At 52.4% G+C, this 16,306-nt stretch carries 10 protein-coding genes; 9 read left to right on the top strand and 1 reads right to left on the bottom strand.

What is annotated here, in order from left to right; all coding sequences use genetic code 11:
• The first annotated feature begins 16 nt into the window (after positions 1-16).
• Genes QET93_RS09045 through QET93_RS09035 form a run of 3 tightly spaced genes read left to right on the top strand, consistent with a single transcriptional unit; the run spans position 17 to position 8,303 of the window.
• Positions 17-1,339 (top strand): hypothetical protein, encoded by a 1,323-nt coding sequence (locus QET93_RS09045; RefSeq protein WP_280132116.1) that lies wholly within the window; start codon positions 17-19, stop codon positions 1,337-1,339.
• Complete coding sequence (locus tag QET93_RS09040; protein WP_280132117.1) at positions 1,336-6,672, top strand: hypothetical protein; 5,337 nt, start codon at positions 1,336-1,338, stop codon at positions 6,670-6,672. Before QET93_RS09045 ends, QET93_RS09040 begins: the two co-directional genes overlap by 4 nt.
• Positions 6,673-6,677: 5 nt before the next feature.
• Entirely contained in the window at positions 6,678-8,303 is a 1,626-nt protein-coding gene (locus QET93_RS09035) for a hypothetical protein (RefSeq protein WP_280132118.1), read from the top strand.
• A 7-nt stretch (positions 8,304-8,310) separates the two neighbouring features.
• Here QET93_RS09035 and QET93_RS09030 read toward each other — a convergent pair whose 3' ends face one another.
• Complete coding sequence (locus tag QET93_RS09030) at positions 8,311-9,558, bottom strand: PA14 domain-containing protein (protein ID WP_280132119.1); 1,248 nt, start codon at positions 9,556-9,558, stop codon at positions 8,311-8,313.
• A gap of 145 nt (positions 9,559-9,703) precedes the next feature.
• Here QET93_RS09030 and QET93_RS09025 point away from each other — a divergent pair, with 145 nt between their 5' ends.
• From QET93_RS09025 to hisS, 6 genes are all read left to right on the top strand, one after another.
• The gene (locus QET93_RS09025; RefSeq protein WP_280132120.1) at positions 9,704-10,180 is read left to right on the top strand and encodes a hypothetical protein; all 477 of its coding nucleotides are present in this window, start codon (positions 9,704-9,706) and stop codon (positions 10,178-10,180) included.
• 81 nt (positions 10,181-10,261) lie between these two features.
• Positions 10,262-10,879 (top strand): TetR/AcrR family transcriptional regulator, encoded by a 618-nt coding sequence (locus tag QET93_RS09020; protein WP_280132121.1) that lies wholly within the window; start codon positions 10,262-10,264, stop codon positions 10,877-10,879.
• Positions 10,876-11,886 (top strand): HlyD family secretion protein, encoded by a 1,011-nt coding sequence (locus tag QET93_RS09015; RefSeq protein WP_280132122.1) that lies wholly within the window; start codon positions 10,876-10,878, stop codon positions 11,884-11,886. The genes QET93_RS09020 and QET93_RS09015 overlap by 4 nt, the downstream gene beginning before the upstream one ends.
• A gap of 30 nt (positions 11,887-11,916) precedes the next feature.
• A complete protein-coding gene (locus QET93_RS09010; protein WP_322189953.1) occupies positions 11,917-13,458 on the top strand; it encodes an MFS transporter in 1,542 nt (513 codons plus the stop codon).
• The gene (locus tag QET93_RS09005; RefSeq protein WP_280132124.1) at positions 13,455-14,897 is read left to right on the top strand and encodes an efflux transporter outer membrane subunit; all 1,443 of its coding nucleotides are present in this window, start codon (positions 13,455-13,457) and stop codon (positions 14,895-14,897) included. The genes QET93_RS09010 and QET93_RS09005 overlap by 4 nt, the downstream gene beginning before the upstream one ends.
• A gap of 133 nt (positions 14,898-15,030) precedes the next feature.
• The gene (gene hisS / locus QET93_RS09000; RefSeq protein WP_280132125.1) at positions 15,031-16,302 is read left to right on the top strand and encodes a histidine--tRNA ligase; all 1,272 of its coding nucleotides are present in this window, start codon (positions 15,031-15,033) and stop codon (positions 16,300-16,302) included.
• Positions 16,303-16,306: the final 4 nt, after the last annotated feature.

The raw sequence follows: 16,306 nt of genomic DNA, 5'->3' as shown, positions 1-16,306 counted from the left end.
ATGTGGAGCCATCGTTATGGCAATTCACATACAAGACTACGGAATGGCTGCTTCCGGTGCACATGGCGGGGGACTGATTCCCCTGCAGGACGCTCATGTCCTGGCCCAGGGAGCATCAAGGCTGGCGGATGGAGTAACCGATGCCGTTGTTGGTTCGGCGGCACTTACCGGTAAAATCGAGCAATTGAAGGTTCTCGGAGAACGGGCAGAAGTGAGAAAAGGACTTGAACGCTTCCATCGGGAAACGATGGCCGCTTTCCAATCGCGGAATGACTATGAGAATTTTTCCCGCGATTGGGAAGATGCCGTTGCCACGAAACTGCCCGATTATTTTCCAGGAAATCTGAGTGAAACAACTCGGGTGGATTTGGATGAAGCCATCCGGCAATTAAGAGTAACGGGTGGCATTGAAGTCCGCGAAATGGCCCATCTGGGCATGGTAGAACGAGCACGTTCTTCATGGAAAGCCGGTATGGAGGTCGCGGCCCGGAGCGGGGATTCTTCGGCTTTGGAGAAAGGACTGGAAGAAGGAACCGGGGTATTCATCCCTGTTTCGGCAGGGGAATCCTACAAGAAAGAGCTTTTGCAGGCGGGCAAGGACTCAGGCATTGAGAGGGAGAGTCTTGGGAATCCTCTTGTTGCTTTGCGCGAGCTGGATGATGGACGGCACCCATTCTCGAACAGGAAGGATAAAGCCATTGATTTGGAAGCGAAATGCACGGAGCAGGCTCTTGTTGTCAAGGAACACCTGGGGGCTTTCTATGCCAATGCTCTGTCACACGGAGAGCCTCTTGATCCACAAAGTGTTTACAATGCAGAACAAAGGATGTTTTTGAAACCGGAACAGGTACGTAGTCTGTTGGACGGAGAGGCTCAAAAGAGAAGAGAGATGATGGAAGGAGTCCGTTTCAAGGCACCGGAGGCGGACTTGTGTGAATGGCGGAGAAGAATCGACGAAAGGAATGTGACTCGCGAAGGCGAAGCGGAGTTTCTGATTTCTCTGGCGACGGCGGGATTGCCTCGTCGCGATTTTGTTGCGCTTCATGAACGTTTCCTGAAGACGGCTTCTGTACCGGACGGAATCCGAAAACACGTTTCGCGTGAATTGAGTGCCATGTATAGAAATGGTTTATGGGGAGCTCCCGGCGATGACGTGGCTCTTAAAGCCTGGAGACGCATGCAAGATGAGGTGATGGACGCGATTGTCCAGGAACCCTCGGATACGACTCGGGAAAAGGCGGATGAGTTGATTGATAGAGAAAGGATGAAACAGGGGGCTTCATGGGTGGATTTTTCCTCCATGCAAGCGAAACAAGATAACAAAAAAACGAATATATGAACGAGTCGGATGAAAATATGACGGTCTTGGAGTCCGAGAACGGGAAACGTGACATGGAGCGCGAGGAGTACTGGAACCGGGTGTTGACGGGTGATGTCTCTACGATTCCCCAAGATGTCCGTGAAGCTTCCGGTATTGTCTTGCCTGCCGGAGAGGATGATGAGGAACGGCTGGCTGGGCATATCGTGCGATCCTGGGCGGTGGATCATACGCGGCATTCCAAAGAGAAAATCATGTCGGACTGGGGGGAAATCCGGAGAGAAATTGCCGGAGGCAATGGGACGCGTGCGAGTGTTTCTGACAGGGAGTTGTTTTATGTCTTGTCGGAAAAAGCGCGGGTGAAACGCAATGACAGGGAACAACTTGGAAAGTTGTATGTCGAAGCCTATGAAAAAGCCTTGCAAAACCAGGAAGGAACCGATGATGAACAGGTACGTTTTTGGAAGGCCTCCCTGCCAGAAACTTTGCATGAAGTCGCTGAACAGGTCATTCGCCGCGGGCTCCACGAAGGAGGGGATGACCGCCGACGTCTGGAAACGTCCGCCAACCATGTATGGGAAGGCATGAAGAGCTTTATGCTTTATGAGGGCGTCGATGTGGACGAAGAGGACAAGAACGAAGGCATCCTCTCAAAGATAGCTTACAATCCTCTGATGCGAGCCCTGTGGCATACTCCGGATATAGGGAAGGCGACGGAGGTTCTCCAGTCTCTGAATGAGGAGGACAGGCAGAAGGTTTATAGCATGCTGGCTCCCCGGATGAAAGAACGGGTATCTTTACCGGAAGGTATAACCCGGTCCGTGAATAGAGGGCTGATGAACACTGCCTACAATGCTTATCTGGCCAAGGTTAATTCTGATGCCTTATTTTGGTTAAAACAAAAAGATTCCTGGGAAAAGGCTTTTCCCGGAAGTAGCGCCAAAATAGAAAAAAAGGGAAATGAAATTGCGGAGAAAGCCCGTATTTTCAATGAACTACGCGCAATGACCCAAGACAGAATGTTCCCCGTTCATGCCAAGGATGCCAGCTGGATTGATGATTTGCTCGTGGATGGCGCCTACAATGCCGCGCCGGCAGCACTGGCTTTTGCCGGCGGGGCAGGTATCGGCCTGTTGTCCATTGCCGAAACGGGGAGACAGATGGAGGAAGCCCGCGAGATGAACCCGGATGGAGACTACGAAGCACAGATGCGCGGAGCTACCGGTTCCGGATTGGCAAGTGCTTTATTGTCTCTGGGAATGACGAAGCTGGGACAGAAAATGGCTGAAACGGCTTTCCATACGTTCAAGTCGGTACGCGGGATGGCTTCCTCTTTAGAGAAGCTCCGTACGATAGCCGGAGAAGGGGGAAATATAGCCCTTGATACGGGGATGATGGTTGCTGAGAACAAGCTTCAAGAGCTGGTTCAGTATGGAGGCCAGGAAGCTGCGGCATTGGTATCGGGGAAAGAATCCGGCGTGCCCTGGGAGGCCTGGAAAGAAAGGAATTTGTCTCTGGACGACCAGTTGAAAGAGGCGGCCACCATGTTCCCATACATTCTGTTGGGAGCAGGCAAGATCGGGCTGCGGCATTTCAGGAATCCGGAGAGCATTCTCAACAACAGGAAAGCTTTAGGACGATTCGGGATTTCTGAAAAAATAGCGGATCGAATCCGTCGCGAACCGGACATGGATACTCAAACTTCCATGTTGAAACATGCTATTGCAACACGTCCGGTTTGGGGAACAGTATTTCTTGGTAAAAAAGCTTATGAATGGGCCTGTTTGCTGGAAAATCCCAAACAACCCCTGTTCTCGTCTCCCGATGAAGTAAGGGACTTTATGGACATGACCCCGGTAACGGTCGAAAAGCCATGGAAACCTTCCGGTGAACTGGCTGACTTATGGTACGGCAGTCGGAAAGCTCCCGATGAAACCATGGCTATTCATGTGGCGAGGGAAAGATGGATGATTCGTGCCGGTTTGCCGGACATGACCGTTCGTCGCGATGGACAGCGGAAAAAGGGAAAAAGGTTTCTTCAGGAAACCGATGACCATTCTTTGACGGACTGGTTCCGGAAAGAACAGGCGGCCGAACAGAGGAACCTTTCCATCCTCAATTCTGATCCGAACCAGTCGGTTCTTCCTCTTGCTTTGCGGGAGGGAGGAGGATTCCACCCCAATTTGCAGAAGGCTCGGTTAGCGTTTTTGGACGACTCCGCGCAAACGCTTGTCAAACATGCCTACAGGATGCTCCTGTTGAAATATCCGGATCCTGATCTGGTCCCCGATGTTGTCCAACGCAAACCGGAGGCATGGGATAAATGTACGGAAAATATGCAAGCCCGGCTCAAGACAATCGTTCTCGACGGAGCCTTGCAGCTTGCAGACGAGCGATCGGTTCCCCAAGTGGATTACGATATTACCAGGAAGTTCTGGCGTACATGGGTTGAGGATGCCTCTCCCAGCCAAGTCCAGGAAATGACGAAGTGGATCGATGAACTGAACAGGAAATGTCCGGAAAGCTACCGGGACAAACTGGGGCTTTGCCGCGATTTCGATCCTTCCGTCGAGAGATCCGGGGAACAGATGGTGGATTACCTTGTCGTTGCCGAGGACTGGGCCTCTGCCGTTCCCTCCTCTGTCCGGGAACTCATGCCGGAGAATTGGAAGGCGTTAAACCGGATTTCGTGGTCTCTCAAAGCACATGCGCGCACGCTCCGGGAGATGATCCCCGGCTTGCAGGACTTTGACTTGACTGTAATCCGTGGCATGCTTCCGCGTGATGGCTATGCTGATCTCACTCTTCGAGAACTGCGTTTGAAGCCGGAACAAATCCATAAGGATTTTTTATCTTCATCGATTTCGCGGAGTAAGGAAGAATTGAATGTTTACCAAATTTTCGATTATATGAAACCCGCCGTTAAGTATTTGGAGATGCTGACTCCCGACTTCATAACGGTAAGGCGGATTGGGAGCAGATCCCAATTCTTCAGGGTACAGTATCCGGATGGGAATCTTTCTCCCTGGCATCCCAAGAAAGAGTATGCCATCAAAGATTTGGCGGCTCATATGGCCATCATGTTTTCTCCGGAGGGTAGTGTTAAATGGGACATGTCCAGGAAATGGGCGCTGTTTGCAGTGGAGAAGGGGATGGTGTTCCGTATGGACGACTTCAATGTGGTCCGGCTCAAGTCTCCGAATATCAGAGGCAGTCTGTATGAGCAGCTTACTGCGCATGCTGTGGCGGAATTGGTAGAAGCCGGATATGGACAGCGTTCCTTCCGTTCTCCGGGTGAAAAAATTATTATCGCCCCGAATGATACGGGAAGCAAAACCGGGCTTTTGAACCAGACTCTGGAAAAGATGCGCAAGGAGATATACCGCAAGTATGTCGGTCCCGTGAGAGACATGGGATGTGCCGCAGCCAATGGCATGGGATTCGGAGCGGACGGCATTTTGTGGAATAACATTGTCCTCTATGATCACCTTTCTCCTCTGGCAATGATTGAGGATAAGGCGGAAGTTATCTGGAGCCGTCTGCTTGCCACCGGGCAACTGCCTGTGGATGAAGGCTGCAGGATCCTTGCCCAATGCGGCAGAACCATGATTCCGGAAGCGGAATTTGCCAGGAATGCCCATCTTCTGGTCGAGGAATTGTCCCAGTTGTCCAAGGAATACTACATGGCTCATTTGGATCATGCCAGCATTCCCCAATCCGTACCTATGTGGCTTAAATACACGGCTGTGCGACCATTCCCCGACAAGAGGGAAATGTCCCGACTGCAAGCCGCCGTGGAAGAATGTGCATTTGTGCCCGATGATAGCCTGACGTTCGCTCAAAAAGAGCAGTTGCGGAGATGGGCTATGGCAATGGACACACGGGAAGTTAGAAATCTGGTCGATGCGGCACAAATGAAGACATGGGAGAAGCCGGGACTTCCCGGATTTTTTGCCGGCATGATTGCTGACTCGACGGGGATGAACAACATTGTTCGTTCGGAACGCGTTTGGGCATTGGACGGTAGAGGAAAAGACTCTCTGCTCAATGCGCTGGCGGAAGGATACAGAGATGCGACGGGAGCGGAATTCCATTACTACCCGGCCATGGAACGGTATGTACACGCGATTCTGGGAAACAGGCTTCCGGAGATTCTACCGGGTCATATTCTCGGTGATTTGAAACTTCGTCTGACGGAATTGCCTCCGGTACCCTCCAAGGTTGCTCTGCCTGGGTTGGATCACGGAGAAAACCTTTTGGCCAATTTGTCTATCCAGTTGGAACGCATGCCGGAACTTTCGCTCTGGAAGTCCCGGAGCGATGGAACGTATGCCGTTTTGGGGGAACTGGGGGAGGCGAATGCTTCATTCCCGACTCTGGATTCGGGGAATTGGGACACGCCCGTGACGGGCAAAAAAGTGATGAGCGGCTACGGTCCGCGCGTTGGCAGGGATTATACCTTGGACGTGCGCAATACATTGCCGGACAGGATTACCCAATCGCCATCAACCTTGTTGGCATTCAGGACTCTTGAGATGATTCGGGAGGAATTTGCCAGCCGTCCGGTTCCGACCTCCGCCGGTATTGTCTGGGGGGAACGCTTGTTCCTGCCGATAGGCGAAGAACGCCCATATGGGATTTCTACGGATTGGGAGGCCCGTCCCGTTTTCTCGGAAGTGCTGTCCCGGTGGGGGACATTGCCTCCCGGGGAGGTTATTGCAGGTATAAGAGTTCCTGATTCTGGAGGAATTTCCACCGAGGAACTGCAAGCCTCGACGGGGTCCATGTGCGTGCTCCGGGATCCCGAAGATCCCATGCATACGGTACGTCTCATGCCGGGAATTCCGCATGCTCCTTTACCGGAAGCCAGAGCTCCGTTTGTCGTTCACCAGTACCATGGCGTGTTCCTGGATGCGGAAGGAAGACCGGTTTTTCCGGAAGAACCGGGACGCAGTTATATTCCTCTGGAATGTTTTCGGGGTGCGAAGGTCGATTGCGACATGTCTCCCGGAGAGTTGGATGTCTGGCGCCGCATGGCATTCCACCATTATCTGGAGGAACTTGGAGATATGTCTCTGCACCAGCGCCGTTGGTGGACACCGGGGATGGGGGACAGTTCCTATCAGGAAGCCGTGATTCGCCTGTACGAGGAACTCGGAATCGGCCATGCCGTCGAGCAAGGGAAGATGATGGAGGACGATCCTCGCTTCATCCAAATGCTGCGCATGATTCTGCCGCTGATGAGCAAGCCGGGGTATTTGTATTCGTTCGACCAGTACGACGGAAGCAACCACCAGTCGGCCATCGGAGACGGAGCCGCTCTTTACCAGATTTATTCAGATAATCCTTTATAGAAGCGATGACGAAAAAACAGGAAAAGGAAGATATTCCGGGAGCTTGGCTCGAACATCTTGCCGATCAGCAATGGAGGTTGGAACATCTCTATTGGATTGAAAACAAGACGGGCAATTTGCAACGGTTCCGAATGAATTCGGCGCAACGGAGGTTACATGCCAACCTGTGGTTCCGCAATGATGTCCTGAAAGCCCGTCAGTTGGGGATTTCCACCTATGCGGCTTTGCTGATGCTGGATATGTGCCTGTTCAGAAGCAATTTCCATTGCGGCATTATTGACAAGACCCTGCCGGATGCCCGGCAGAAACTCTCTAAAATCCGTTTTGCCTGGGATCATCTTGATTACATGCCCCAGGACGGGAACGAAGAGGAATTGATTCTTTCCCGGCTGGGAGAATGCGTGAAGGAACGGACCGGTATTCCCGGCAAGTCCGGATGGAAACTACCCGTCGATACACGGACGGAACTCGGGTTGAGCAACGGCAGCGATATTCGTATCGGAACCAATCTGCGAGGGGGGACAATCCAGTTCCTCCATGTTTCGGAACTGGCACATGTGTCCGTCCATGCCCCGTGGAGAGCCCGCGATATCCGCACGGGTGCGATCAATACGGTCCCGTCCGGCGGATACATACTGAAGGAAAGCACCCATGAGGGAGGCAGGTTCGGGGTGAATTACGAATTGACGCGCCAGGCAATGGAAAACAACGCCAAGGAGGAATTGTCTCCGCTGGATTTCCGATTCTTTTTTTTCAGTTGGTTCGACCATGAAGGATATGCCCTCTCCGGAAAGGAACGGTGGAATAAAGATTTGGATATCTATTTTACGGAATTGGAGTCCAAACACGGAATTCGTCTGGATGCGGATAGAAAGAGGTGGTATGCCCGGATGAACCGCGTTATGGGACGGGCCATGAAGCAAGAGTATCCCAGTACACCGCAGGAGGCTTTCCTCTCGGGGGAAGAGGGGAGTATCTATGGCTCCGTCATGGCGGCTATTCGCGAACGCGGACAGATCGGCGTTGTTTGCGAAGGTGATCGGAAGGATCCCATGTTCACGTCGTGGGATCTCGGATTAAGTGACCACACGGCTATCTGGCTGGTGCGTCTGGCGGGAGGAAAACTGTACTGGCTGGATCATTATGCCTGCAACCAACAGGGAATTGCCCATTATGCAGAAAAAATGAAGGTATGGGAAAAAGCGTATGGTCCCGTTGTTTGGCACTTTTTACCACATGATGCTTCCAAAAGGGATGCCCATGGGCAGTCGTATGTGGAAAATCTGGCCCGTGAAGGAATCGAGAGAGTGCGAGTTGTTCCCAGAACGACAGATATCTGGCTGGGAATCAATTCTCTGAGAGAGCTACTGGAGTCGAGTTTCTTCCACGAGAGGACTCTGACTCGCCCCGTGAATATCAAAGGGGAATCGGAGCCTTCCGCTCTGGAGCATTTGGAACTGTACCATTCCAGACCACCCGGAGTTTCCGGGACTTTGCGGGAGGAACCCGTTCACGACGAACATTCGCACACGGCAGATGCGGCAAGAACTCTGGCAGAAGCATGGTCCCATGGTTTCATGACTTCCATATCCCCCGGGACAGTCGGAAGACGCAGAGCCCGGATGAGATAAACCTGAATTACTTGACGCAGGGCCAAACGATGCCGATCGGGTCGAATGGAGGGCGGATCCCTTTATTGGAAGCGGGGTCGGGCAGGGCGTAATTTGTACGGAACAGAGGCAGGATCGGGTTTCCTTCTTTGTCTTTCTTCATATCCTTGGTTCCTATTTCTTCGAGCAGCAGAAACGCTGAAAAACCGCCGCCGGGAACTTCGGAAATCAGAATTTCAATAGGATAGACTTCATTGGCCGTTACCGTGAATTCCGCTCCGGCAGCCATGCCGTTGAGCCGCGTATTGTAGTGCCCCATGGTTTTATACTTGTAGAAAGTCACCGGAATTTTGTAAATGCCGGAACGTTGAATTTGTCTTTTTAGGACATCGTTTTTCGTCGTACCGTCCATGACCTTGAAGTTTTTCCCATTGGCCATGTATAGCCCGAGAGACGCATAGGAATACCCATGGTCGAAGACTTCCTTGCCGTTGAAGCGAACGGTGATCGTATCGTCAGCCATGCCGACAAAACGGAATGTACCGGATTTGGGCGCTACGACTTTTCCTCTGTAGATAGCAATCCAATGACTGGGTTTGACCTTGTCTTCGCAACCGTAAGCTTTAGGAGCTTCATTGGCGCTTCGGTGGGAAATGAAGATGTGGGAATTATAAAGTTTCTTGGGGGCCTTGAAGTATCTCGACAATGTGCTTTCCTTCCATCCGGAATCGACGAATTTTTTCATGATAGCATAGTGCTCTCCGTCCGTAATTTTAAGCGGTTGGCCGGAAGATGTTTGCTTGAGGTCGTAGAATGTACCAACCAGAGAACTCCCTCCGGGAGAGTCACTGCCGAATCCTCCCCCTTCCGCTCCGAGGTCATCTCCGACTCCGGCACCGAAGTCAACGCCGAGTTCAAGACTTTGCCCCAGATCCGAGATATCGGGCGTATCAATGTCGACCGAAGCTATGGCAACATCGCTGACAGAGTTGGAGGTAATGATGCTGGCGTGGTTCTGGACGGATGCCACCGGACGGGTCGTGACTCGCTCGGGCGTTACGGGAGAATCGGTGGGGGGCCCGTCCTCATTGGATGTAACATAGGCGACGACTTCCGGTTTGTCCGGTTCGGCGATGACAATAACGACTGCGTACAGGAGAAGACCGAAAAGAACGGTGGCTAGCAAAGCTGTGAACAGGGCTGCAAGGAAATTACGCGTTTTTTGGGAACGGTACGCCTTGTCAGCGTCCTCCGTCATACTGATGTGGAGACTCATAGAAAAGAAAAAGATCAATTTAAAGATATGAAATTTAGTGCCGTACATCAAGGAGTAAAACGAGAAAACGCTTTCCCGCCTTCCGGGATTTCATCACGTATCAGGCGTGATGAAATCCCGGAGAAGGGTAAGTATGTTTTTGCGCATGGGATTTGAACCAATAAGCGCTACTGCTGCGGTAGTAGCGGCATCACAGTTGGCGGGAGGCGCGGCATCGGCGCTTTCACAGTATCAGGGAGCAAAAACAGCAAAGGCCATTGGACGAGCCAATGAAGAGAATTTGTCCGGACAGTCGCGCTTGACCATGGACGAACAGCGGGAAAATACCTCCCGGCTCAGGGACAATGCTGCCTTGGCTATGGGACAGCTACATGCCGATGCGGGGAAAAGCGGTTTGGCGACCGAAGGTTCGGTGGCCGTCAGGGAACAAGCCGTAGCTAACAGGCTGGAAACGGAAATCCGCGATCAGGCGAGGCAGTCGTTACTCAAGGCTCAGGAACTGAGGCATCAGGGGCGGTTGGCTGCATGGGAGGGAAACGTGCAGGCACGGGCGGGAAAACTGTCGGCAGCGGGTTCGTTGCTGGGTAGTTTCGGTAATGCGGCCAATTATTTGTCGAAATAAGAATGTTGCCAGAAGGAAACCGGCCTGCAGAAATATAGAGGATTGACTGTTCAAAAATGTCCGTTAGACTGACAGACATATATGGAGCAAATGTCCCCAACCCAGCGGAATACGCAACGTAAGATTGTGGAGGCTGCAATTGAGTTGATGAGCGAAAGGGGATTCCACCGGGTCAGCGTACAGGAGGTCGGGGAAAAGGCCGGGATTTGCGAAAAAACGGTTTTCCGGTATTTTGCCACGAAGAAATCCCTGTTGGATGCCATCATCAAGTACAGGGAGTACGCCAGCGAATTGAAGGAGGAATTCGAACGGAAGAGGACCTGGAATCTTGATCGAGACCTTCACCTTGCGGCTCAATTGTATTTCGAGGCGACGAAAAGCAAAAGGAACGCCTTCCGTGCGTATTTGAGTGCATTGGATTCCGTAGATACGAACGGAGACGATTATCTGAGGAATTCGCGGGAACTATATGATTTCCTGTTCGACTACTTGTCAGCCATGCAGGAGCGAGGACAGGTAAAAGCCGGAGATACCGGTACGATGGTGCAGGCATTTGTCAACACCCTGCACGGATACATGCTCATGTACTGTCTGAATGACGATGAAAAAGTCTGGAAGGTGAAAATGAAGTCCATGAAATGGATGATTGAGGTGTTTGTGCATGCCTATTCTTCCGATACAAAGACCGACGCGAAATGAGCAAACATTTGAAGGCTATTTCTCTGGGCAGCATGGCATTGGTCGCTGCGGGAGGTATCGCATGGGGTATTTGGCATTTCCGCGAAGGTCATTTTTTATCGACGAACGATTCACGGGTGGAGGCGAGTATTGTTTCCGTCGGTTCCAAACTTGCGGAACGCGTGGTGAGCGTGGATGTAGAGGAAGGCGATTCTGTCAAAATCGGGCAAATTCTCGCCCATCTGGATGAAAGGAGTATCCGTGCCCGCCTGATGGCTGCCCATTCGAAGGTTGCTTTGAAACAAGCCCGTTACGATGAGATGATGACGGGATTCAGACCGCAGGAAATCGAGTCCCAGCGAGCCAAGACGGCCCAGGCTTCTTCCAATCTGGAACATGCCCGCCGCGATTATGAACGCATTGAAAAACTTGTACGCGACCATGCCGGGATTAGTTCCGCGGACCGTGATGCCGTCCGGGCCGCTTATCTGGCAGCCCAGGCCCTGGAAAAGGCGGAACAGCAGAATCTGGGTTTGAAGATCGAGGGATACCGTGAAGAGGAAAAGCGTTCCGCGCTGGCGGAACTGGAATCCGCCAAGGCTGAATTGCAGGAACTGGAAGTCTTGTGCGAGGAATGTATTATCAAATCACCCGTGGAAGGAATTGTTGCCCGCAAGCTGGTCAATAACGGGGAATTGGTAAGTGCCGGACAAAAGCTCTTTTCCATCGTAAACAACCGCGATATCTGGCTCAACATTCGTGTGGAAGAAACGAAAATAGGCCGTATCCATGTGGGGCAGGATGTCCAGTTTACGTTGGACGGGTATTCCGGCAAGATCTTCCATGGGAAAGTCTATGAGATCGGCGCCGCAACATGTGCGACGTTTTCCCTGATTTCGACCGAGAATGTCAGCGGCTACTTCACCAAAGTGATGCAGAGATTTCCGATTAAAGTGAGTTTACCGGACGATACGTCGGATGTCGTCTTCAGGCCGGGGATGCAGGGCACGGCCAAAATCGATTTTTGATCACGAGAACACATGAGCAATCCGGTTTCCATGGAAAAAGTACCTCGCCTGCATGTACGGATTCTCGTGGCGATGGCTTTCGTATGCTCTGTTCTGCCATTTTTGAACATGGGATGTATTGTAGCGGCAACGCCTGATTTATCGGGGACGTTTGTCGTCGGTACGCTGGATGTGTCGTGGTCGGGGGCAGCTTGTCCGCTTGGGACGGCATTGTCGTTTACGGGAGCCGCCTATTTGTGGTCCCGCATTGGGTTGAGGCGAGCATTGAGGCTGGCCCTTCTCCTGGTTGCTGGAGGTTCTTTGGCTGCTTTGGTTGCCGACCATTTCATGATCATGATCGGAGCCAGGTTTTTGCAAGGGATAGGCGGGGGACTGGCTCTTGCCTACGGAACGGGTTTGATCAATGCCGCCCTGCCTCAAGAATCGCGCAAACTGGCCATGGAACTGAGACTGTGTTCCATTGGAGCTATTTCCTGTGTCAGTCCCATCGTGGGGTGTATACTCGTTCAATACTGGAACTGGAGGGGGCTCTTTGTCATGGTGGGACTGATTTCCATGGTTCTGGCTATTCTGACGACTCTTCTGGTTCCCAACCAGAAAGTGCCTAAAAACGGAAAATTCGACTGGTTTTCGTTTCTGGCTTTGGGAATGGGGTGCATGTGCATCCTCATGGTGATCATTTACGGTGAAATCGACGGATGGACGGCCCCGAATGTTCTGGTGTGGATGTATGGGGGATTTTGTGCGATTGTTCTGGTTGTCATTTCCTGCATGAATCATTCAAGCCCGTTGCTGGATTTCCGGATCCTGGGCAACTGGAGGTTTTCTTTCGGGCTGCTGGCGTCTTTGTGCAACATATTTTGCGTATGCTGGTTGAGGTCCGGCACCGTTCAGTTTATGCGCAATGTGATGAATTATGACCCATTCATGATCGCATGTGTCTTCATGATTCTCGTGGCCGGTTTTTTTGCGGGAGCAATCATCGTTCTCCCTCTTCTGCACCGGGGCGTACTTGCCCTGAGGGTGGGTATGATGGCTGGATTGATGGGGTTGGGCGGTTCTGCTTTTTTCCTGGCCCGTCTGAATTCCGGCTGTTCGTGGATGGACGTGGCATGGCCTTTGGGCGTATTCGGCATCGGGTATGCGTTTTGCATCAATGTGGGAACGCCTCTTGCCCTGAGGGGAGTCCATCCCCGTTTGCTTGCCTCTTCGTCGAGGTTGCTGAATACGTTGCGCTATGTGTTTATAGCCATGTATGTCAGTAGTGTGAGTACAGTGCTTGCCCACATGAGGGAAGATTACAGGTTTACCGTCGCTGAACGAACCCGCGACGATGCTCCCGGAACGCTTTCTACGCTGGACCAGTGGCAGGATCATTTTGCAACGACTGGTGCCACACCTTCTGAAATTCATTCGGAGGTTCATGCCATGGTACAAAAAGCCGTTTCCTTGCAAAGCCAGGTGTTTTCAGCCGATTACTTTTATTTATGTGCCATGATGGTTGGGGCGGCGGGTATTTTATTTGCGTTGTTTTGCATCAAAGTCAACCAGGAACGAACGAGCAATTCATGATTCAGAGATCTATCCATCTTTTGATTCCGCTCTTTGCGGGGACCTGCCTGTTGCTGGGTTCCTGCAGGGTACCGGCTGTGTTTGAACGACCTGCGATGGAGTTGCCGACCGGTTCGCCGGAGCAGGGGGACAAGGTTGCCAATTCTCCCGTCGGGACCGGATGGTGGCGTATTTTCCACGACCCGGTACTTGAACGGCTGGAGGAACAGGCTCTGGCGTGTAACCGGGATTTGATTCGTGCGGCTGCATTGGTTGACCGGGCGGCGGCCATGTCTGCCGAGACCGGAGCGTCTCTCGCTCCTCAGGCCGGATTTCAAGCCGGAGCGAAAAAGCAGGAGCTGACTCAGGGACAGAGCTATTCACAGAATTTGTCGTACCGGGGAAGGGATGTCTGGGAAATGTCGGGGATTTTATCGTACGAAGTCGATTTATGGGGGAAGCTGCGTTCACGATCCGAGGCGGCAAATGCGGAATTACTGGCCTCGGCCGAGGCACGGGATGCCGTATTTCTTCGCCTGACTGGGGAAGTGGCTTCAGCTTATATCGACGTCAGGACATGGGAAGAAAAATGCCGGATCATCAAAAACGTTCATGCTTCCTATGAACAAACGTGTTCCATGTATGAAAAACGTTTCCAGCAGGGGCAGTACCCTGAATTGGCCCTGAGACGTGTACAGGCGGAACGTTCCAAGACTTTGGCTCAGCTCCATTTGGCAGAAAATGAACTTTCCAGGGCGGAAAGCGTTTTAGCTGTTCTTGTCGGGGATAGTCCCCGAAAGATTATGAAAGGAAGTAGTCGGAGAGGAGGGAATCCGTCCCTTTTGTCCTCCCCTCCTTCCATACCGTCGAACATTCCCAGCGATGTCATTGAGAGGAGACCGGATATTTGCGAGTTGGAGTCTCGTCTGAAATCGGCCTTTTACGGAAAAGAAGCAGCCAAGGCGGATCGGTTGCCGTCTCTGATGCTGACGGGATCCATGGGGCAGCTCAGTACGGATCTGAACCGTCTGCTCAACCAGCCATCACGCCTGTTCGATGCCGGTGGAAGCGTGATGCAAACCTTGTTCGACGGAGGAAGAAAGAGGGCTGTCGTCCAAATGGCTGAGGCTGACTATGCCGCTACGGAAGCCGCCTATGAACAGGCTGTCCTGAATGCCTTCCGGGAAATCCGGGATGCTTTGGTAGAACGGCGCAAAAGTGCGGAAATTTACGAATCGACCAGAAACGAGGTGGAATATCTTCGTCGCAGCTGGGATATTGCTTCCAAGCAATATGAAGCCGGGTATGTCGGTCTCATGGATACATTGGATACGCACCGCAACCTTTTGAGTGGAGAATTGGACATGGCAGATGCTTCCCGCATGCGACTCAATGCCATCGTCAAATTCTGCAAAGCGCTCGGCGGAGGCTGGAAACGACCTGCTGAAAAACGGCCATGACAGGCGTGCCTTGTTTTCTTCCTTTGCGTTTTTCCAACATGGAACAGGATTTTCTCGGAAACATGCACTTGCCATTGGCTGAAAATGCTGTAAGTTTTTCGTCCTTACGTTTGAACTTACCGTATTGATCACTATGCCAGACGCACGTTTCCAACCATTGCCGGGATTCCGCGATTTTGCTCCTGCGGAATGCGCTGTTCGCAATTATTTGTTCGATACGTGGCGGCATGTGGCGCGCAGGTATGGATTTTGCGAATGGGAAGCTCCGATGGTCGAGGCAACTGAACTTTATTTGAAAAAGACGGGCGGAGAGTTGCCTACCCAGTTGTTCCGCTTTCAGGATCAGGGGGAACGCGACATCACACTACGCCCGGAACTGACTGCTTCCCTGGGCAGAATAGCTGCCGGTTACCAGAGGGAATATCCCAAGCCCTTGAAGTGGTTCGAAATCGGTTCCTGCTTCCGTTACGAAAAGCCTCAGAAGGGACGCATGCGCGAATTCTATCAGTTCAATGCCGACATTCTGGGTGAAGCCGGATGCGGGGCTGACAGCGAATTGATTTCCCTGGCTATCGATTGCATGCGCGAACTCGGTTTCAGGGAAGGGGACTTTATCGTTCGCGTGTCCGACCGGGAAGCATGGCTGCGCTTTGCTGCCGATCATCATGTTGCCGAAGAGGATGTGCCTGCTTTCCTCGGCGTGGTGGATAAATTTGAGCGAGACCGCCCGGAAGAATGCCAGGTTAAATTGGACGCTTTCGGTATTCAACGCAACGAATTGGTCTCCTTCATCGGGAACCCTCCAGCCGGAGTTTCACCCCGCTACGACGAATTGGTGGCGGATCTGACGGACAGAGGGCTGGAAGCATATGTCAAACTGGATCTTTCCATCGTCCGCGGGCTTGCGTACTATACTGGTCTTGTATTCGAGATTTTCGATTCTTCCCGCACGCTTCGTGCTGTGGCCGGAGGCGGTCGCTACGATGCCTTGATTGCCGGTTTGTCCGACAATGCGGTGGACATGCCCGCCACCGGTTTTGCCATGGGGGATGCGGTGATTACTCACCTGATTGAACAAACTCCGCATGCCAAGGCGTTGATGGATGCAAGTATTGCCTCGTCCGGTTGCGACTTGTATGTCCTGCAGGCGGATGATTCCCGCCGCCGCGAAGTGCTGTCCCTTGCCTCCGCCTTGCGTGACCTCGGCTACCGCGTCGATATGCCTTTATCTCGGACGAAGATGGGAGCCCAGTTCCAGCGGGCCGAGCGTTCCGGAGCCAAATACGCCATCGTGATCGGACGGGATTACCCCTCAATCGAACTCAAGAACATGGCCGACCGTTCGGCTCAGACCGTTCCGGCAGACGAACTCCTGGATATCCTTTCCGGGCTTTTAGACCGCTAATCCT

Origin of the sequence: Akkermansia sp. N21116 (assembly GCF_029854705.2) — a bacterium.
GTDB lineage: Bacteria > Verrucomicrobiota > Verrucomicrobiia > Verrucomicrobiales > Akkermansiaceae > Akkermansia.
Note: the sequence above shows the minus strand (reverse complement) of the source record. Positions and strands in the feature narration are given on the sequence as shown.

Bases quoted from the DNA above. Each gene is read 5' to 3' on its own strand.
- hisS (WP_280132125.1), top strand. From the start codon at position 15,031: ATGCCAGACGCACGTTTCCAACCATTGCCGGGATTCCGCGATTTTGCT.
- QET93_RS09035 (WP_280132118.1), top strand. From the start codon at position 6,678: ATGACGAAAAAACAGGAAAAGGAAGATATTCCGGGAGCTTGGCTCGAA.
- QET93_RS09040 (WP_280132117.1), top strand. From the start codon at position 1,336: ATGAACGAGTCGGATGAAAATATGACGGTCTTGGAGTCCGAGAACGGG.
- QET93_RS09025 (WP_280132120.1), top strand. From the start codon at position 9,704: ATGGGATTTGAACCAATAAGCGCTACTGCTGCGGTAGTAGCGGCATCA.
- QET93_RS09010 (WP_322189953.1), top strand. From the start codon at position 11,917: ATGGAAAAAGTACCTCGCCTGCATGTACGGATTCTCGTGGCGATGGCT.
- QET93_RS09045 (WP_280132116.1), top strand. From the start codon at position 17: ATGGCAATTCACATACAAGACTACGGAATGGCTGCTTCCGGTGCACAT.
- QET93_RS09015 (WP_280132122.1), top strand. From the start codon at position 10,876: ATGAGCAAACATTTGAAGGCTATTTCTCTGGGCAGCATGGCATTGGTC.
- QET93_RS09020 (WP_280132121.1), top strand. From the start codon at position 10,262: ATGGAGCAAATGTCCCCAACCCAGCGGAATACGCAACGTAAGATTGTG.
- QET93_RS09005 (WP_280132124.1), top strand. From the start codon at position 13,455: ATGATTCAGAGATCTATCCATCTTTTGATTCCGCTCTTTGCGGGGACC.
- QET93_RS09030 (WP_280132119.1), bottom strand. From the start codon at position 9,558: ATGAGTCTCCACATCAGTATGACGGAGGACGCTGACAAGGCGTACCGT.